This is a genomic window from Erwinia wuhanensis (assembly GCF_030484085.1).
Classification (GTDB): Bacteria; Pseudomonadota; Gammaproteobacteria; order Enterobacterales; family Enterobacteriaceae; genus Erwinia; species Erwinia aeris.
This window is the reverse complement of the sequence record NZ_JAUJUH010000001.1, coordinates 581,886-601,541: the sequence shown is the minus strand read 5'-3', so window position 1 is coordinate 601,541 and position 19,656 is coordinate 581,886. Positions and strand designations below refer to the sequence as shown.

Sequence of the window (19,656 nt, the reverse complement as noted above, 5' to 3'; positions counted from 1 at the left end):
GTACGAGGAGCTGCATAACCGGCAGGCACAGGGCATAACGCGCTTTTTCAGGGCTGATCGCCACGCAAGCCTGCTACGCCCTGACGCGGGCGTCTGCTTCTGGCGCAAAACAGAAGTAGCGCGCGGCCGCAGGCGGCTTTCTACTTAAGTTGGGCTTTAACGGCGGCCGTCTTGACGTTTAAGGCATAGCGGGCGTCGGCGTCTTCTACCGCTTTGATGCGGGTAGAGATATCGTTCAGCACGATCCTGGCAGCACTCAGAGCGATCGCGCCGCTCCGGTAGTCCTGCAACAGCTTGTCCAGCTCGACGTCAAGCTGTTGAGCCAGGTCAGGCTGCGCCGCATCAGGCGCTTCGCCTACATAGAACTCATAGATGCGCAGTGCGGAGCGGTCGCCGGCAGGTTCTGTGTCAGCGCCCTGGTCGATCTGATTGTACACGCCAACATGCGGAACGTGTGGGCGAGCTAATCGTCCGGCAGTGAGCGTAAACTCTTTACGGCTGGCAGATTCGCCATGTCCACAAACCACGGTGAGCTTGTTCCCTCTGATGCGGTATTCCAGCTCCAGAAGCGCCGGGGTTGCGCCGACGTTGACGAGTTTGACTTTGTCGGGGTCTTTGGTTTCGTCATAGTCCCGCACGCCTACCTTGATCTCGCCATTGTCGTAGAAGCCCTTGATGGTAGGGTCATTGCCGTCGTCACAGTGTAGTTGCAGCACTACTACGTCACCGTCGTAGTTTACGGCCAGCAGCTCGCCCTTCAGGCGGATGAGCAGTTCGGTGTAGTCCTTCAGGAAGATCGGCGCCGGGAACTTGAACTCGGTGCGAGTGCGCTTCACGGAGCCGGTAGTGGCGCCAGTTGTAGGTGCGATCACGTCGAAGTAATCCGCACCGCGTCGGATCAGACCTTTGGCTTCCAGATCGGCCAGCACCGATTCGACAAGCTCAGCGGACTTGAAAGTCCGGGCGGTACTGGCGCCGGGCTTTTTCAAAGGGGTAGTCAGATCCAGTTTGAGCAGGGTATCCAGTGGTTCAGTCATGCTTACTCCGTGTTAACAAAATGCGTGAGGGATAAAAACGCTGTTTCTTATTTGGATAAATGAAATAGGTTAATTAAGCGCTTATCGGAATATAGCACCCTTTCTTCTTTTGCTCTGAGGGCAGGGATGTTTTGAGCGCAATCACCCATCGCTCGCGCCTGGGATCACGCCGTGTAAATTATTTTTTACGGGGGTTAAGCGTCTATCATTCGTCAGGAGGTGACAGTAAAGACTGGTCTTTAATAGAATGGCAGTAGTTAATGCTATTAAATTAATTTATGGTAATGAATTAATCTGGATTAAATACTACTAAGGACTTATAGAATGATCAGAACCCCTACGCTGGCTGTATGTTTGCTGATAACCGCCGGTTGCCTTTCAGCCAGCACTTTTGCTCAGCAACAGTCTTCAGATAATCTTGCCCCTTATCCCAAAGCGGAAAAAGGCATCAGCCGACAAATAATACAGCTGCCAGAACGTAAACATGAAGAGTTATATAAAGTGGAATTGATGATTGGTCAGACACTGGAAGTTGACTGTAACCAGCATCTTCTCCTCGGCCAGCTGCACAGCAAGACAGTTGATGGTTGGGGCTATGATTATTATGTCTATGAGGCAGCGAAATCGCCAGACTCCGGCGCAATGCACATCTCGACCAGAATGGCCTGCCCGGCAGGTAAAAAGGAAAAGAAATTTGTGCCCGCCAACCTCGGGGCGGATGGCATGTTGAGGTATAACAGTAAACTCCCCGTCGTGGTTTATACGCCAGAGAATATTGAGGTTAAATATCGTATCTGGAAAGCCGATGATAAAATCAACGCTGCCGAAGTGAGATAATTGATTTACGGGTAAACTCTCTTGCTTGTATCTGACATTATGTGGTGATTAGCTACCACCACCGAAGCAGAGTGAGCCCGTCCTCGTCCTTCAGTGCATTACAACACTGAACCTTGATTTGCAGCACATGACCCTCCGCTTCACCTTCCACGCCAGCACATCAGGTGAGAGCTGGCAACCCGGCCGCGCAAGGGAACCGGAGGGCGCCTTGAGGATGTTGGCGTCTTTGATCTTCAGGAAGAGTAAAACAGTGTTGCACCAGCCGGATAGCTGAAGGAAACAGAGAGGATGTAAATCGCCATTTTACTGCTTCTTACTACTGTATTAACAATGAAAATTACCCTATGCAAAAAGGGCCTCATCTCCACACAGACGGGCCCTTTGCTTAATCATCGTTGGGGCTGATAATTACTTAGCCGCGTGCGGTCAGCCAGGCATATTCACTGCCAATCCAGGTGTAACCCTCTGCGTCCTGGCGCAGACGACCAATTCCCGGAAATGCCTGGTGCGCCGCGCCGATCCAGATACCCGTTGACGACGTTTCTTTCAGAGCCCACTCTCGTGAACTCACTGCTTTTTCCGGAATAATGTCCAGATTAATAGTCGCTTCAGCATGAGACAACTGCACTGCTGGTAAGTGAGTGATGTCACCCCAGAACAAAATAGTTTCACCAGCAGATTCAATACGGAAGCCGGAATGCCCCGGCGTGTGACCCGGCAGGCCAATCACTTTCACCAGACCATTTAGCAGGTCGTCTCCATTTTCAAAAGTCTGGAAACGGCCAGCTTTGATATAGGGCGCGGTAGCGTTTTGTGCAACATCGATGAACCAGTGCTGCATTTCCGGAATTTTTGCAGTCGTTGCTGAATCCAGCCAAAATTCAGCATCAGCTTCAGGCACCCAGACAGTTGCGTTTGGATAGGTTGCATTACCATTATCATCAGAAATGCCGCCAACGTGATCCGGATGCAGATGGGTAATCAGAACCGCATCAATGTCTTCAGGAGAATAACCAGAGGCTCTGATGCTACTTTCAAGACGGCCCATGGTCGGCCCGAATTTATTACCTGAGCCCGCGTCAATCAGAACGATTTTTGAACCGGTATCAACGATAAATGCATTAACCGAAGTATCAATTTCACCGGTTACAGGGTGCAACTGACGCTGCAGGGCGGCCTGGCGTTTATCATCAGTAACGCCTGCGAATGCTTCAGGATTAATTGCTACAATGCCGTCATAAACTGCGGTAATAGTGTAATCACCCAGAATACGACGCTGAAATCCAGCCGACTGCTCAAGGGAAGAAAAATCACGCGCAGGTTTTTTAATGATACTCATAATGTCTCTCTTATTTAGGGTCGGAATGATTTCCGTGGTGAGAAATATATCCGCTTGTCCTGAATGTCAGAAGACAGGATTTTGATTATACTAAGTTATTAAATTTAATACCAATCAACCTCTGAATGGGGTTGTGCATATCTTTTTGATTTAATTGGTTTTTTTCAGGCGAGGTTGGTTGGTTCCTGCCTGAGGTAAAGCTTAAAAAGCATTAGTGCTCTACGAATATTTGTCAAATAAAGGGAAGGGCCGATAAATAATAATGTTTAAGTGGTGATATTACTTTCATATCCCTTACCACATGTCATGTCGTTTATTAACTGGCGTGAATTTTTCATTTTCCTCTTGTATGATTTTTGAAGCGATTTTTCCCACAAGTGCTGAAAGAAGTTAAAAACCTGTAGAATCGTTATGTTTTCATACTCTGAGGTTCTCCTGTTAAATAATGGCTTTTCAAGCGTTGCTTTGGGGCTGCAATCAGTCATAATTTTACAGTCAGGAATTTGCAGGATCTCTGTCATCTGAGAGTATGCGGCGTCAGCCCGAAAAGAGAGTTAATCAGCATGCTGTTATTAGTCATTTTTAAAGTGAGGCAGCACATATTCAGCCAGTTCCTGAAGCACTTCTTCTGCTGGCCGCTGTAATGTTTTTAGGTTAAGTGCAACGTGGTTAACACCCGCTGACTCATGCTTTTTCCACATGGCAATTAACGCATTTCTGCCCGCACGGATCCCACCCCAGTTCTGGCGAACCGGCTCATTTGCATCTTCGGCCAGATCAAAAAAAGTACCATATCCATAGGGCCGGAAATATTCATCCGGACGGTTCTGATGCCATGTATTTACAATTTCAGGTAACTGGTTAAAGCTTCCGCGATGCCATATCCATCCATCGCTATTCGCCGCCAGCCAGTCTATATCCTGCTGTGCACGACCAACAATCAGTGTAGGAATTCTTCCTGCCCGTGGGGAGGGAACAAGATTAAGCATGCCCTTTAATTTGCCGTAATGCTTCGTATCGATATGAGGGAAGCTTTCAGTCGTGACCCGATGTATGAGATTAACAGCCTCTCTGAACCTTTCAGCTCTGTTGTCAAAATCAGCGCCGAACGCCGGATATTCAGCGGGACGATCGCCGCTGGATAGCCCCAGGATTAGCCTGCCATGGCTCAATTGGTCTACTGACACTGCCTGCTTCGCTACAATCAGAGGCTCGCGCAACGGAAGGACTATGCCAGCAGTTCCCAACGCAATATTACGTGTGACAGCGGCAAGAAATCCAAGGTATACCATTGGGTCAAAAACCTGCCCGGTATCGCCGAAAGACGGATCATAGAAAGGAATATCTCGTATCCATAGCGCTGAAAATCCCAGTTTATCTGCCAGTTGAGCCATTTTCTGATGATCTTCCAGCAGCGGAAAGGGTGAGTCAGGATATCCCACAAGAGGCATGATAAAACCAAACGTGAGCTTGCCTGGCTGAAAGACCCGGCTAAACCCGGGATGTGTCTGGAGCTCAGGTTTCAATTTAAGACCGGAGACGTAATGCATTTTCATTTCCTTATCTGACAGGCTTTAAACGGAAGGTTTCCGGAGGTCAGCACCTGTTTCAGGTTTTTGAGTACCGCAGCATGGCGGCAGGAATGGCATTTTAATTCAGCAAATGAAGAGGAAAAATTACTCAAAGAGTACTTCACTTTTTCCTTAAAAATAACAATGCTGACTATGTTAAGGCCTGACAGCTTGTCGTATTAAAGCACAGGAGATCATGCCGTCTCTGACGCATGCCTTACACTACGCTCATGGAATAATCAGGTTTAAAATTCCGTGGATCAGTGAATATGACTGACGCAAGAACAACAATTTCAGGCGGTAATATGCGTTCAAAGATGATTGAATATATTAATATTTTTATGCAAGTCGTTGAGCAAGGGAGCTTCACCAAAGCGGCTGAATTTCTACAATTACATCGCCCTGCGGTGAGCAAAGCCATTCAACATCTTGAAGACGATCTTGGTGTTAAGTTAATCCACCGCACCACTCGAAAACTCAGCGTTACCGCAGAAGGCGAAGAATTCTACCATCGTTCAAAAACTATCCTTTCTGAAGTGAATGACATGATGGCCAGTTTTTCAACGACGCTGCCTCCTCGTGGGCGTCTGAGGCTGGACGTGCCACTCTCATTAGCGCATGCCATCCTGATTCCGCATCTGATAAAGTTCAAAGAAAAATACCCGGATATTGAAGTCGTTTTGCTTTCCTCCGACAAGAAAACGGACCTCATTACCGAAGGGGTGGATTGTGTGGTACGGCTGGGCGAGTTACAGGATTCGAGCTTTATCTCGAAACGACTCGGAGAGATCCGCATGGTGACCTGTGCTTCTCCGGCTTACCTTGAGGCCCATGGCAACCCTGAGTCATTAGACGATCTGCAAAACCATAAGGCAGTAAATTTCTTCAGTGACCATAGCCGTGAGGTTATGGAGTGGAAATTCATCGATAAAAATATCGTCGTTTCGCAACGTTCTGCCAGCAGTATGCTTGTAGACAACTCAGACATATTACTGAGCTGTGGCCTGTCCGGCCTGGGTATCATTCAGGCGACTTATCCTGCGCTTAAACCTCATATCGATGCGGGTGAGTTGGTCGAAATACTGACTCAGTATCCACCCGTCTCCAAGCCTGTCTCAGTCATGTATCCGGACAGGGAATATCTCTCTCCGAAGGTCAGGGTCTTCATCGATTGGTTCAGCGAACTGTTTTCTCAACAGGCCAGGTCAATGGTTGATTGTTACTGATTGGATAATACTGAAGTTCCTGAATACCTATTTTTATACGTTTTATAAGCGCGTAAATTATCGGCAGATGAAACGGGCGTGCTTTACCACACACGCCTGAAGCCGCCCCCCACTCACGAGGCCTGATTATGTCAAAAGTAGTAACGTTTAACCGTACAGGTGGACCGGAAGTTCTGGAAGTTGTCGATGTTCAGGTTCCGGCTCCGTCAGCCAATGAAGTCCAGATCCGCGTTAATGCTATTGGCCTGAACCGGGCTGAGATCATGTATCGCAATGGTCAGTATGTTATCGAACCCGTGTTTCCAGCACGACTCGGTTATGAAGCAGCTGGTACCGTTGAGGCCGTAGGTGAAAATGTGAAAGACTTTGCCAAAGGCGATCCTGTCAGCGTGATCCCATCCTTTATGTTTAACGAATACGGTATGTATGGCGAGATCGTAAATGCGCCTGTTCATGCGGTTGTTAAGCACCCAGAAAATTTGTCATTTGAACAAGCCGCTGCAAGCTGGATGATGTATGTCACAGCGTTTGGCGCGCTGGTAGAATATGGCAACCTTCAGGCTGGTCAAAACGTGATCATTCGTGCTGCTTCCAGCAGCGTTGGCCTTGCAGCCATTCAGATTGCCAATATGTTGGGCGCTAAACCCATTGCACTGACCCGCACCAGCGAAAAACGCGATCTGCTTCTTAAGGCGGGCGCTGCAGCCGTCATTGCGACGGCTGAACAGGATATGGTCGCTGAGATTAATCGTGAGACAAATAACGTTGGTGCTCACATCGTCTTCGACCCCGTTGGTGGCCCGGACGTCGCTAAGCTGACCCAGGTGATGGCACCATTGGGGATGTTCTTCCAGTATGGCGCACTTGATAGCCGTGACATGCTTGTACCTGTTTTCGATATTCTGGGCAAACATCTCACCCTCCGTGGTTACGAACTCTTTGAGATCACCACAAACCCTGAAAAAATGGCTCGTGCTAAAGCATTTGTCACTGAAGGTTTGCGCTCAGGCAAACTTAAACCTGTCATCGATAAAACTTTTACTCTTGAAGATATTGCCGATGCACAGCGTTATATGGAAGCAAATGGTCAGGTAGGCAAAATTGTAGTAACTGTTAATTAACTTCCTCCATCCTGCATAAAAAAGAAGCGTATTATAACAAGTAAAGCAAGCGATAAATTGCCCGGAGACAGAAGGTCTCACGGGCTTTTTTTTAATATTAAAATCGATCAAAATTCGCGCCAGAAATCATTCAAATTAACACCAGGATATAAATAACACAATCCGTAAGAATTTTAAAATCCTATAAATGCCGTTATCCTCATTCATTGTTTCTGAAACCCATAACTATGAATTTCTTTTTTACTTGTTTATCTCATATGCATTACCTCATAAAATTATAACAACAAAAATAATTGAGGTAATACCATGAAACTCCGTAATTCAGTACTTGTATCACTGCTGGTCTCATCTGCATTTGCTACTGCTAATGCAGCAGAAAACATTAAAACTTCACCTGCTGGTCATGTATCTGCATGGGGTACCACCCTTGATGAAATGACTGGCGCCCTTGAAACGGCAGCGACGAAAGCAGGCGCTAAGGGTCTTAAAGTCACTTCTGCATACGGCGGAAATCGTTATTATGGAACGGCGATAATTTACAAATAGCATCTCCGGCCCGGCACAACTGCCGGGCTTTTTAATAATGTAAGCGCTTTACATAATTCCGCTATATTTAGCTGGGCGAAAGTTAATGCTCCTTAACCTGCTCTTGGCAGAGTACGGGTATTTTATTAAAGTTTTATTTTATTAATCCCTCAGTAAACCACCGCAATGACTTTTTCGCAGGGCTGGTTTCCCCTGGCACGGACTTTCTGAATATCTGATGATTTATCCGCAGGATAAAAGGCTGGTAAGGGAATACCCTCAGTTGTCAATCAAAAGCAACTGACATTGCCAGGTAAAAATTAACAGGCAAAGGGACGAGTAATGGATATAAAGTCGCGCGCAGAGGGATCAGGACTGAGTAGTACAGAGGGAGTCTTTGCGACTCCCTGTTAAAATTTATTGTAAGCCCCGGAGCTTCAGTGCATCCAGGTCGCTTTTGATTTCTTCAGTACAGTGATGTGCATTAGCGCGGTTCCTCAGCTCTGTTGGCGTCATACCAAATGCCGAACGTATAACACGAGACATAGCCTGCTGACTGGTATATCCATAGTCACAGGCAATATCCATTAAGCGCCCAGCGGTATACATAATAGCCTCAGCGGCCCGGACCAAACGACGGATCCTGACATGCTCTGATATAGAGCGTCCTGTTATCTCTTTAAACTGACGCTGAAAATGCCAGCGGGTGTAGCCCGAGCGATCGGCCAGCTGAACTATATGAAGGTCATTATCAAGATTGGCTTCAATCCAGTTCAGCGTATCGCAGACAACACCGCGCATTATGGCAGAGGAACGAAGGGAGTGAGGATTGGCGGTGGGCTTTAAGCCCTCTCTGCCACCCGTGGTACAAAATGCGTCAGGGTCACAATACAGAAGGTCAGAACCTATGCAGGATGAGTAGTTAACAGAATGAGCTGCAGTATGTAAGGACATTTAATCACCGTCTGAAATTAGCAGTAAATCAGGTTTACCTGCCACTGTGCCTTTCTGAGCAACGGGCAGTTTGATTTTTATTCTATTGATTCAGGCGGGACAGAAATATGCCTTTAAAGGAACCACTTTATTATCATTCTGGTACCAATAAACGCCAGGGCAGGCGTACAGGTTTTCCGCCCCGGCAACAGACTTTAACTGATGCTTACATGGATCACACCACGGATCATGATGCCAATCAGTGCGCCTGGCAAGGCGTAGCGGAATAACCGCACAAACCGGCTGGCAATCCCCAGGAAAATACCGATACCCGGTAAATCAAATGTCTGGATAAGAAATCCGGCAGAAGCATTAATTTGCTGTGTGGTCATCAGCCCCTTATGGATAATGTCAGTCATTACACCGTAATACGCCGTTCCGCCAGCAAGGAATTTCGTTAGCACAGGCATAACATAAATGTCAGATATGTTGAAAAGTGCCAGTACCGGCGCTACCAGCGTAGTTAACCCTTCAATAGCACCACTTGCTTTCAGTATGCCGACGACAGTCAAAGACAGAATAAGCATAGGTACAGAGCCCAGTGCCAATCTGATAGCATCTGATCCTGCGCTGTTAATCACGCCAATCAAACCCTGAGATGATTTTCTATGCTGAGTTTCAGCATCTTCACGTTTCACCTCCTTATCTGATAGCCTGCGGGCAGTCAGATGCCAGGTAAAGGCAGCAGCAGCAAGGCCCCCGACTACCGAAATAATCAGTGCTTGACCCCAGTGTAATCCTGCCGGGATAAGAGGATAAAATACGTTGCCCTGTCCCATAGCAAAAAGCATAGCCAGCGTGGCAGCAAGATGCCTGTCGGAAGTACCGCGTTTTTCCATGATAGCCAGGGCGGCCAGAGGGGCAGCGAAACTCACAAAGTTAAGCTGAATAAGCGCAAAGATTGCCAGCCCTGTTACACCAAATGGCTTAAGTATGGGAGTCATCAGGCGAACAATTGCGTCCAGTACTCCCTTCTGCTCCAGATACTTCATGATGATAAGCATCACCACCATGACAGGTATTAACGTATATAAAGCGACGTCAACGGAAGTTCTTCCCGCTGACATGATGATTCCGATGATGTCCATAACTGGCTCCGATAAAATAATAAAGGAACCTTACCTCAACTTACAGTGATGCATATTTCATAGTGTGCTGCGCTTTTAAAAACACCTCGATATTTTTACGTAAAATAATTATCTGGTGATTTTTATTATTAAAGGCAGGGGACTTGTCTTTTATTCATTTGTTAATAATCCCCTGAACCGATCAATGAGTAAAGAGATGAGCATTCAGAGCCTTTATCCGGCTAATAACTCTGTTAAACGCGGATGGTTCAAAAGGAGGTTGTTCTGCGTGAAGTGAATGCCCTCAGGCATGCTCCAGGCCTCCCCGTATGGAAACCAACGATAGCCTGCTTTTCGAAAGCATAATTTCAGCTTGTCATAATACTGGTTCCGGGCTCCACCTCGTGCAGGAAGCACTTTAGCTCACGTCAAAGACTACCTGATATCAACAGGCGTGAAACTTGCGCTTGTTCCTGAATCAACCCGGCCCCTCACTTCCCGCTGCCAATAGCGGCACCAGCACGTCGCTGATGGGCGTAGGAATACCATGGGTGCGGCCATAGCGCATTATCACGCCGTTGCGGATTTCCCATTCCAGCGGGCGGTTAGCCTGTCGGTCCGCAAGGATTGAGGTGCCTAAATCCGCAGGAGCATGATGAAAACCGTCCACAATTTCCTGGGGAACGCTGTCGTTCAGAATAGCTCCTTCCGCACGAGCTACCTTCAGACATTCACGCAGATAAGCGAGCGCCAGCTCGGTGATATCTTTGCGCGAGAACATCCCGGCACGACGATTAGCAAGCACCATCAGACCGGCTACCGCGTTCTGTAGCAGCTTACGCCAGGCGATGGAAATAAAATCGCTCGACAGATCAACGACGCAGCGGGTTGCGCTCAGGCTGGCCGCTACTCTTTTTGCCTGTGGGCTATCCGGCAGCGTCAGGCGCGGTTTGGCTCGCAGCCAGACGGAGAAATCCGGCTCTCGCTGGGCCGGGAACCATACTACCGCAGGCACTACAGTGGCACCGTTGACCCAGGGCTCCAGAAGGGTTTTCTGTTCCACGCCGTTTTGCAATGCGCACACCACCGTGTTTTCATCACAGAGTGCGGCCAGCCAGTCCGCACAGTCGGCTACCTGGGTAGTTTTTACCGCCACGAACACCAAATCGAACGGCTGATGGACGGAGGCGCTATCAGTTAATACCGGCCCCGGTACGACAGTTTCTCTTTCATCATCACGAAGAATTAATTGCGCATGCGCGCTGCGCCCGCAAAGTACTGGCGTGCGGTTTGCCTCATGTAGTACCGCTGCGAGGGTCGTACCGATAGCGCCAGGGCCAAGCAGGGCAATGCCAGGACGGTCAGCCATTTTATCTTCTCCCTTGTTCGTCAACGATCGGCGCGCCGATTACCATCGCTACGCACGCCAGGGTTTTCTCAGCATACGCGCTTTGTCGGAAAATGGATCGCCCGAGCCAGCGCCAAACCAATAAAAGCCCGTTAAACAACACGGGCGCTTATTATCAGGCGGCGCTGTTATAGCTGGTGGAGGGGAGCAGGGTTTTACTTCCTTTTAGCGTAAACAGGGAAAGGACGGTAAAGCTTAAGGTGATTACCCCATGACTTAACCGTTATGGTTGAGTACGCAATATGAGCAGTCGCGATAAACTAAGCTTTATTTGAAATAACTTACCTGTGACTTCAATTCGGGGTGGCCGAATATTATTTCAGTCGGCAAGATTATTATCACATAGTATATCCTGGGCATTTAGTACGGTCTCCCGCTTATCGTTTAGCCTGGTTGCAGCATAAATATCGATGTTCAGTTTCTGCGATTCATAGTCTGTTAGCGCCCGGTAGCAAAGCCCTTCCTGATTAAAGGTGCATTTGGACTGCGGCATCAGAGCAAACCCTTTTCCCCTTGCGATGTGAGTGAGCATAACGAGTGAATCGTCCGGCTCTTTCACTCTTTTTAATGGAGTTTTCAGTAGATCAAAATAACTTTCACATTTGTCGTAAAATGATGGGTTCGCGCTTCTTGCAAACCAGAAGAGCGGTAAATCACTGACGTCTTCGAGTGATACTTTTTGTTTCATACTGGCTGGGTGCATGGCTGGCATAGCTATCAGCAGGGGTTCACGGCAAACCCAGAGATACTGGACGGTATCTTCATGACCGATACCTTTTTCGCCCGTAAGCACGAGGTCAAGCGTATTTTTCGACAGGCACTGAAGCAGCTGCGCAGATGTCAGATTAGGCGTTTCAACATCGTCTTTAGCATGCAGTTTAATAAGCTGCTTGCTGACGGGATCAATTAATTCAAAATTGAGCGTTCGGGTAAGGCCAATGCGCAGGCTTTCCTTCGAAGAAGGTGAATGTGTTTTCAGTTCATTAAGTTCCTGAAGGATCCTTTCTGCTTTTATTACCAATGCACGGCCAGCTTCCGTCAGGCTGACATCATGTGTACTGCGGCTGAATAGCTGCCTGTCCAGTACAGCTTCAAGGCGCTTAATCTGTCGGGTTAACGGCGGCTGGGTCATTTTGAGCCGTTCGGCAGCCCTGCGAAAGTTCAGCTCATGAGCAACAGCAAGAAAGCACTGGAGCTGTTTAACGCTGGGGAGGTTGTTGTTGATTAGGTGTCCTGCAGTGGCCATAGATTCCATCCTGTCAGTCAAAAAATTATTCTACACCCTTTTGATACAGCCAGATATAAAACGAAATTCATATCACAAAAACGCGCCTTACAGCAATACAAAAACTATATTACACATTTAACAATTCCATTTGTGTCAAAGGCTGTTAGATTCCTCTCTAAATTAATCAAAATCATCAGGGAGATAAGAATGTCATCTAACTATGTGCTGGTGTCGCGCTTCCCGTTAAAAAATAATATTTATGCTGATTTTTTTCTCATCATTAAAAAGCACTAAAAGTACGCGCTATTTTCTTTGTGAAGAGCAGGGTGTGAATGAACTATTGGAACTCCGTTCGTTTAACGATATTAAAGAAATATCATGGACAGAAGAAGAAATGGAGTCAATGTTTTATCGCTTTGCTGACGTTCTTTCTGCAGATATTCGTAGGGAGCTTCTCAAGTTTGTTGAATCTCCTTTCGATAATAAAAAAGACCTCCCCGAAACAAAATATATTCAGCTGCGCCATGTTGAAGTTCCTGCGCATAATTATCAAAAATATCGGCAGTGGCGTGATGAAACCATTTTTAATGTCGTAAGGGATAATAAAGATAATTTACGTATCATTTTTCAATATCGCCATTGGTGTCGGAGCGTCTGCCAGTGCCTGGATGGTATCCGCTTTTTCAATCCAGCTACTTTGTATCGTAGCAGGTGCAGCTATCGGGCTTTCTGTTTTGCTCGTAGCCGCAATCCCAACGCGCGCTACGTCAGCACTAACCATCATGGAGAAACCTTATGAGTCAAATAAGTAATCTGACACATTATGGCAGAGATATTATGAACCGCCTTGAGCCCGGTCTTGCCGATAAAGTCACCGGACGACTGAATGAACTTGACGCCACCTTACCGGCTTTGATCACCGATTACGCTTTTGGCGCTGTGGTTGGCCGCCCCGGTCTGGAACTTAGAACAAGGGAAATGCTGACCGTTGCATCGCTTGTGACGCTGGGTAACGCTATGCCGCAGCTTGAGTTACACATGAGAGCCGCGCTTAACACTGGCGTCAGCCCTGAAGAGCTACTTGAAATTGTGATACAGATGGCCGTCTATGCCGGCGTACCGGCCTGTATGAACGGTTTGACGGCCTACCGCGCTGCTATGGCGGCGACAGGCCATACTTTGCCCGGCCTGAAAGAGGAAAACTCATAAGCGAAGTAGTCATTGTTTCTGCAAAACGCACGGCAACGGGCACGTTCCTGGGCTCCCTGTCGGATCATTCCGCCGCCGAGCCTGGAAGCCGCATCATTCGTGCGCTTCTTGAAGACCTGGACGTGAAAATTGGTGAAATTTCTCAGGTCATTATGGGGCAGGCCCTGACGGCTGGCTGCGGCCAGAATCCAGCACGTCAGGCCGCACTGAATGCCGGACTGCCTGTTACAACGCAATGCCTGACCATTAATAAAGAAGGTCTGTGGATCTACTGCTACGGCAAGAGGACTGCCGGTTCTGGCCTCACAGGGCGTGTTTGCTAACTCAGAAATTAAAACGGCATTTATGGTGGTGAAGGCATAGCGCTGAGCGTTTATCGCTAAAAATATCAGCTCTACAGCAGCTGCGCTGGTTAAGAACAAAAAACCGGCATGATCCGGTTTTTTGATTATAAGGGCTGATTTCAGGCGTTAACGCCTTTCATGCCTTCCTCTGAATACCGTTCGCCTTTGATCTCAATACGCTGGTGAATATTGTTCAGCAAGGCAATATCTGAGTTGTCCAGAACGATGTCGGCCGCGAGCGCATTTTCGCTCAGATAATTGATGTGCCTGGTACCGGGAATCGGTACCAGCTTATCGTACTGCGCGAGCAGCCAGGCTAGCGCAATCTGACCTGTGGTGCAGCTGTATTTTTCAGCAAGCGGCTGCATAACGTCAAGAAGCTGGGCGTTATGATCGAGGCTGGACTGAATAAATCGCGCATTATTTTTACGGAAATCACCTTCCGCAAAATCGCTGTTTTTACGGTATTTCCCGGTCAGAAAGCCTCTGCCCAGCGGAGAATAAGGAACCAGACCAATACCCAGCTCTTTCACTGTCGGGAGAATTTCATCTTCAATATCGCGTGTCCACAATGAATATTCCGTCTGCAGGGCTGTGAGAGGATGTACAGCATGGGCGCGGCGCAGGGTTAAAGCGGAAACCTCGCAGAGTCCAATATGGTTGATCTTACCTTCTTTGACGAGACGGCTCAGGCATTCCATGCTCTCTTCAACAGGTGTAGCCTGACTGACCCTGTGAAGATAAAACAGATCGATCCGCTCAATGCCAAGTCTTTTAAGGGATTCATTACAGCAGCGGGTAATATAATTGGGTTGATTGTTAATGGTGCGGGCATAAGATTCGTCAGGGGAGCGATCGATCCCGCACTTTGTGGCAATTTTAAACTGCTGGCGTGTGGCCTTATCGAGCCCGGCAAGAAAGTGACCAATAAGTCGTTCATTGTGGCCTCGCCCGTACAGGTTAGCGGTATCAATTAACGTAATATTCAGGTCAATAAGGTTATAGAGCAGCTGTAGAGAAGCCTTGTCATCTGTCTGACCATAAAATTCGCTCAGGCCCATGGCCCCATAGCCGACAGCGCTGACTGTAAAATCCTGGGATAAATTTCGGGTATACATAATCTCTCCTTTTTCTGAATTTTTTAATTGTTCCACCTTGATTGCGGTTAATGAATTGTTATTTTGGTTATACAAAAAAAGTATCAGGTCAGAAGAACCACATGGCGGGTTAGCCACTGCAGTTAAATTCTCATAATCTGATTCTGTCTTTATTCGGATCGACAAGTTAAAAGCCCGTTAAACAACACGGGCGCTTATTATCAGGCGGCGCTGTTATAGCTGGTGGAGGGGAGCAGGGTTTTACTTCCTTTTAGCGTAAACAGGGAAAGGACGGTAAAGCTTAAGGTGAGACAGCCCAGCACAAGGTAAGCCTGATGGAAACCAACGGTGTCATACATCCGGCCTACCCATGCCGACAGCACCACGCCCGAGAGCTGTTTCGATAAATTAAAGCCTATCAGGAACAACGTTGCCGAAAGCTTTGGGTTAAATGCGGAGGAAATATATTTAAAAGTGCCCACCAGCAGGAACGGCAGTTCAAACATATGCAGCATTTTTAAGATAACAACTTCCACGGCCGATGAAGCAAAAGACGACCCCAGAATACGTGCCGACATAATAACGCCTGCGATCAGCAGGGCATTCTTCGCGCCAATGCGGTTCACAATGGCTGGGGCGAAGAACATAATCAAGGCGTTGAGCAATTCTCCACCGGTAGTCACGAAGCCAAACACTTCGGTGCCGCGTTGTGGGCTGGAGAAAAAGCCTTTGAAAAAATTGGCGAACTGCTGGTCGAAAACGTCATAGACGCTGGCGACGCCAACCACGTAAACAATAAAACCCCAGAAGCGCGGCATCCGCAGCAGCTCGGCGGCGGTGCGCAGCGAGAAGGCCTGGCGGTTGGCGCCCAGTGCCTCGATAACCCGCTCGCTGTTACTGCCTTCCGGGCGTGACACCCAGAGCAGTACGCCAAGCACCAGGGCAAAACCGGAGGCGATCCAGAAAGTAATATTAGGATCTATGCCAAAAAGAATGCCGGTGATGGAGGCACACAGCGCCCAGCCGATACAGCCGGAAACGCGAACTTTGCCATACTCGAAACGGTTAGCGCGGCTGACGCGTTCAATATAGGCTTCTACCGCCCCGGAGCCACTGGAGAAAACAGCCCCCAAATAGATACCGCCAGCGAGCGCGCCGACGAAAATATTCATTTGCAGCAGAGGCGACAAAACAAAAATAAAGAAGGGCGCAAACAACACCAGTAAGACCGTGATTGTCCACAACAGGTGTTTACGTAACCCCAGCTTATCGGAAATCAGCCCAAATACCGGTTGGAAGACAATCGAAAACAGTGAAATAGAGGAAAAAACAATCCCCGTTTCTGTTTTGGTCAGATGGTTAACTTCCGCCAGCCAGACCGGAAAAAACGGGAAATACGCGGACATAATGAAATAGTAAAAGAAAAAGAACAGCATAAAGTAAATAAAATTATGGCGTTCTCTTGGGGCGAGTGCAGAGAGTTTCATGGCGACTTTTCCATCTGGTTATGCCGATAAGCCGGGGGCCTGCGCCCCCGATTATTATTGGAAATGCATCGTTAACTGGTAGTGCCATTTCGTTTCAAGCAACAGCCACTGCTGCAATACGCTGGGCGTCCAGGAGTCATCGCCGCCAACGCCCATATGCCGGCCGTCAAGGGTTATCCAGACGCCGTTTTCCGGCTGCATCCGGTGCCAGTGATCGGTCTTCATTAATTGCGCGGTGCTGTAGGGCTGTACGGAGAAGTGAAAATCGCCCGCCACATGCCAGCGCCCCCAGTCCAGGGCTTGGGTGTCGCAGCGCAGTCCGTTTTCGGTCGGGAAAATGTATGGCGTGCTCATCTCCTCCAGCGGCAGTTCCCAGCCAGAGAAGCAGGCGCTGGTACGCCGATCCGGGTAGTTCTCATGCGGGCCGAATCCCAGCCATGAAACCGGTTTATTCTGATCCGGCACCTGAAAAGTCAGCCCGACGCGCGGTAGCGGCGGCAGGGTGGCGGCACGTTCGCCGTCAATGGCCAGATGCAGCTTGCCCTGCGCGTCGAAGGTTATCCGCCAGTGGCTGATAATCACCACCTCTTCCCCGCTCAGGTAGTGCCAGCAGCTGTCGATCACCACCTCATGGGCCAGACGCTGCGCGTCACACTGTATGCAGCGAGCGGTGAGGTCGTACAGGCCAGCGCTCTTCCAGCGTTCAACCCAGGCGTTGGGATCGATACGCTCCACTTCGCTTACGCCAATATCGTTATCCAACGGCGCGCGCACGAACTGGTCACGCAGCGGGGTCAATAGCTGCTCCACGCCATCCATCTGCCAGTGCGTCAACAGTCCGCTTTGACGGTCAATCACCCACTGCTGTAAGCCGCTGCGCACCGTCCAGGCGCTGTCGCTGCGTTCAAGCTCTGGCGCATCGCCTGCTGGCTGAGGCGCATGCAACACCAATGGGGCGGCGAGCGCAAACTGCTGCCAGGCAACGCGATGCCCGGCAGCGGACCAGGCGGTGGCCTGCGGCTGGATAACCTCCAGCGTCAGCCAGACCTCTTCGGCCCCGGCGGGCAACGTCAGTTCCTCCAGCAGCGTCAGCTCGCTCTGGCCTTCAGGCCGCAGTGCAAGCGTTGTGCTGCCTTTGCTAATGGTTTCACCGGCTGCCTGAACCTGCCAGTGCAGCTCCTCGTTATCCGTCGGACGGAACAGATACTCGCTGACAATGCTGATGCGCAGCGGATGTTGCGACAGCAGGGCAAACTGGAAGTATTGCTGCGCGTGTTTGGCCTCAATTAATGACGGGTGAGGGCGGCGGTCAGGGAACACCAGCCCGTTCATGCAGAACTGGCGATCGTTGGGCTTATCGCCAAAATCACCGCCGTAGGCCCAGCCGATGCTGCCGTCGTCAAAGGTTTTGCTAATCGCCTGATCGGCCCAGTCCCAGACAAAGCCGCCCTGCAGGCGTGGGTAATCACGAAACGCCTGCCAGTAGTCGGCATAGTTGCCCAGGCTGTTGCCCATGGCATGAGCGTATTCACAAAGGATTAGCGGGCGCTGCTCGCCGGGCAGACCGATCCACTTTTTAATGCCCCATTTCGGCACCGCTGGAATGAGCTGATCGTTTTCCACGCGGGCGTACATCGGGCAGATAATATCGGTGGTCGTGCTGTCCGCGCCGCCGCCTTCATACTGCACCGGGCGTGACGGATCGTTACGCTTGAGCCAGTGATACATGGCTTCGTGATTGCTGCCGCCGCCGGATTCATTGCCCAGCGACCAGATAACGATCGACGGGTGGTGGCGATTGCTTTGCACCATCCGCGTGACGCGGGCGCTCCAGGCCGGCAGCCAGGCCGGATCGTCGGAAAGACGATTCATCGGCACCATGCCGTGGGTTTCGATATTGGCCTCGTCGACCACATACAGGCCATAGCGGTTACAGAGTTCATACCAGCGCGGCGCGTTGGGATAGTGCGAGCAGCGAACGGCGTTAAAATTGTTCTGCTTCATCAGCAGAATGTCCTGCACCATATCCTCTTCTGTAACGACCTGGCCGCGCTGAGGGTGATGCTCGTGACGGTTAACGCCACGGATCAACAGCGGTTTACCGTTCAGCTTCAGCAGGCCATTGTCGATTTCAACCCGGCGAAAACCAATATCCCAGGCCTCGGCCTCGATCAGCTCATCGTCGTGCCACAGCGAGACGACGGCCCGATAGCAGTTCGGCGTTTCCGCGCTCCACAGGGCCGGACGCTCCACGGGAACGCGCATCATGGCGCGTTCCGCATAGTTGCCTCGCTCGTCAATGGCTGGCGAGCCGGGCTGCTGCTGCTGGCTGGCGACCCGCTGCGCGTCATGCCACAGCTCCACGTTGACCGTCAGTTTTTCAAGCAGCCGTTCCGGAGCAGCAACGGTGACATTCACCTCCAGCTCAGCGTCGCGATAAAGCGCATCAAGCTGCGGCGTAAGCTGAACATCGCTCAGGTGCAGCGACGGCTTATTCAGCAACCATACTGAACGGAAGATGCCGCTCATCCGCCACATATCCTGATCTTCAAGCCAGGTGCCCGCGCTCCAGCGCATCACCATAACGCAAAGGCGGTTCTCGCCCGGCTGAAGCGCGGCGCTGAGATCGAAGGCCGCAGGCAGGCGACTGTCCTGCGAGTAACCGATCCATTTGCCATTGCACCAAAGATGGAAGGCAGAATTTACACCGTCGAAGATAATCTGCGTTTCACCTTCGTCCCGCCAGCTCTCCTCCACTATAAACGTCAGCGAGTAGCAGCCGGTCGGGTTCTCTTCCGGCACGCGCGGCGGCGTGGTGTCGATGGGATAGCGCACGTTGGTATAGATTGGCGCGTCGTAACCCTCCATTTGCCAGTTCGAAGGCACGGGCGTAGGACGGCTCTCCGCCAGATCGCTTTCCAGCCAGCCGGCGTCCACCTCAAACGGGCTGCGCGCATAAGTGAATTGCCACTGGCCATCCAGCTGACGGCGGTGTGATGAGGTCTGATTTTCCCTTGCCGCGCGAAGATCGCGCCAGCTGGAGAAAGGCGCATGGGCCGGTAAACGGTTCAGGTGCGTAATGGTCTGGTTTTGCCAGTCTTCACGTGCAAGCACGTCATGAAACGAAACGCTGTGGGGGGCATGGCCGTCGTGATTGCGCATAGGTC

Annotated in this window: 16 protein-coding genes and 1 pseudogene; 7 read left to right on the top strand and 10 right to left on the bottom strand. The window is 49.9% G+C overall.

Annotated features, from left to right (window positions below):
- Positions 1-140: 140 nt before the first annotated feature.
- Positions 141-1,037, bottom strand: coding sequence for a polysaccharide lyase family 7 protein (locus QZH36_RS02705; RefSeq protein ID WP_253454308.1), 897 nt, complete (start codon positions 1,035-1,037; stop codon positions 141-143).
- Positions 1,038-1,361: 324 nt separating this feature from the next.
- Between QZH36_RS02705 and eco the strand changes: the two genes are divergently transcribed.
- Entirely contained in the window at positions 1,362-1,874 is a 513-nt protein-coding gene (gene eco, locus QZH36_RS02700) for a serine protease inhibitor ecotin (RefSeq protein WP_301729595.1), read from the top strand.
- 412 nt (positions 1,875-2,286) lie between these two features.
- Here eco and QZH36_RS02695 read toward each other — a convergent pair whose 3' ends face one another.
- Positions 2,287-3,213, bottom strand: a complete 927-nt coding sequence (locus QZH36_RS02695) for an MBL fold metallo-hydrolase (protein WP_301250923.1) — start codon at positions 3,211-3,213, stop codon at positions 2,287-2,289.
- A gap of 572 nt (positions 3,214-3,785) precedes the next feature.
- Positions 3,786-4,763 carry an LLM class oxidoreductase gene (locus QZH36_RS02690; RefSeq protein ID WP_301729594.1) on the bottom strand — a complete coding sequence of 326 codons (978 nt, stop codon included), beginning with the start codon at positions 4,761-4,763 and terminating at the stop codon, positions 3,786-3,788.
- A 326-nt stretch (positions 4,764-5,089) separates the two neighbouring features.
- Between QZH36_RS02690 and QZH36_RS02685 the strand changes: the two genes are divergently transcribed.
- From QZH36_RS02685 to QZH36_RS02675, 3 genes are all read left to right on the top strand, one after another.
- Positions 5,090-6,010 (top strand): LysR family transcriptional regulator, encoded by a 921-nt coding sequence (locus QZH36_RS02685; RefSeq protein WP_301250972.1) that lies wholly within the window; start codon positions 5,090-5,092, stop codon positions 6,008-6,010.
- A gap of 128 nt (positions 6,011-6,138) precedes the next feature.
- Positions 6,139-7,131 carry a zinc-dependent alcohol dehydrogenase family protein gene (locus QZH36_RS02680; protein ID WP_301729593.1) on the top strand — a complete coding sequence of 331 codons (993 nt, stop codon included), beginning with the start codon at positions 6,139-6,141 and terminating at the stop codon, positions 7,129-7,131.
- A gap of 306 nt (positions 7,132-7,437) precedes the next feature.
- The gene (locus QZH36_RS02675) at positions 7,438-7,677 is read left to right on the top strand and encodes a YdgH/BhsA/McbA-like domain containing protein (protein WP_301729592.1); all 240 of its coding nucleotides are present in this window, start codon (positions 7,438-7,440) and stop codon (positions 7,675-7,677) included.
- Positions 7,678-8,073: 396 nt separating this feature from the next.
- Here QZH36_RS02675 and QZH36_RS02670 read toward each other — a convergent pair whose 3' ends face one another.
- The 4 genes from QZH36_RS02670 to QZH36_RS02655 all read right to left on the bottom strand — a co-directional run bounded on the left by QZH36_RS02670 (position 8,074) and on the right by QZH36_RS02655 (position 12,370).
- Entirely contained in the window at positions 8,074-8,610 is a 537-nt protein-coding gene (locus QZH36_RS02670) for a helix-turn-helix domain-containing protein (protein WP_301250915.1), read from the bottom strand.
- 194 nt (positions 8,611-8,804) lie between these two features.
- Positions 8,805-9,737 carry a nucleoside recognition domain-containing protein gene (locus QZH36_RS02665; protein WP_301250914.1) on the bottom strand — a complete coding sequence of 311 codons (933 nt, stop codon included), beginning with the start codon at positions 9,735-9,737 and terminating at the stop codon, positions 8,805-8,807.
- 457 nt (positions 9,738-10,194) lie between these two features.
- A complete protein-coding gene (locus QZH36_RS02660) occupies positions 10,195-11,085 on the bottom strand; it encodes an oxidoreductase (protein ID WP_301729591.1) in 891 nt (296 codons plus the stop codon).
- Between the two features lie 358 nt (positions 11,086-11,443).
- A complete protein-coding gene (locus QZH36_RS02655; protein ID WP_301250911.1) occupies positions 11,444-12,370 on the bottom strand; it encodes a LysR family transcriptional regulator in 927 nt (308 codons plus the stop codon).
- Between the two features lie 241 nt (positions 12,371-12,611).
- Here QZH36_RS02655 and QZH36_RS21455 point away from each other — a divergent pair, with 241 nt between their 5' ends.
- The 3 genes and pseudogenes from QZH36_RS21455 to QZH36_RS21450 all read left to right on the top strand — a co-directional run.
- On the top strand, positions 12,612-13,151 hold the full coding sequence (locus QZH36_RS21455) for a hypothetical protein (protein WP_369894773.1): 540 nt from the start codon (positions 12,612-12,614) through the stop codon (positions 13,149-13,151).
- Positions 13,148-13,561, top strand: a complete 414-nt coding sequence (locus QZH36_RS02645) for a carboxymuconolactone decarboxylase family protein (RefSeq protein WP_253454298.1) — start codon at positions 13,148-13,150, stop codon at positions 13,559-13,561. Before QZH36_RS21455 ends, QZH36_RS02645 begins: the two co-directional genes overlap by 4 nt.
- Positions 13,558-13,815 (top strand): annotated as a pseudogene (locus QZH36_RS21450) (thiolase family protein); the annotation flags it as partial. The gene QZH36_RS02645 and the pseudogene QZH36_RS21450, both read left to right, overlap by 4 nt.
- Positions 13,816-14,024: 209 nt before the next feature.
- Here QZH36_RS21450 and QZH36_RS02635 read toward each other — a convergent pair.
- The 3 genes from QZH36_RS02635 to QZH36_RS02625 form a co-directional block, all read right to left on the bottom strand.
- Positions 14,025-15,023 carry an aldo/keto reductase gene (locus QZH36_RS02635; protein WP_301250969.1) on the bottom strand — a complete coding sequence of 333 codons (999 nt, stop codon included), beginning with the start codon at positions 15,021-15,023 and terminating at the stop codon, positions 14,025-14,027.
- Between the two features lie 200 nt (positions 15,024-15,223).
- The gene (locus QZH36_RS02630) at positions 15,224-16,489 is read right to left on the bottom strand and encodes an MFS transporter (protein WP_253454295.1); all 1,266 of its coding nucleotides are present in this window, start codon (positions 16,487-16,489) and stop codon (positions 15,224-15,226) included.
- A gap of 54 nt (positions 16,490-16,543) precedes the next feature.
- Entirely contained in the window at positions 16,544-19,651 is a 3,108-nt protein-coding gene (locus QZH36_RS02625) for a beta-galactosidase (protein ID WP_301729590.1), read from the bottom strand.
- Positions 19,652-19,656 lie beyond the last annotated feature (5 nt).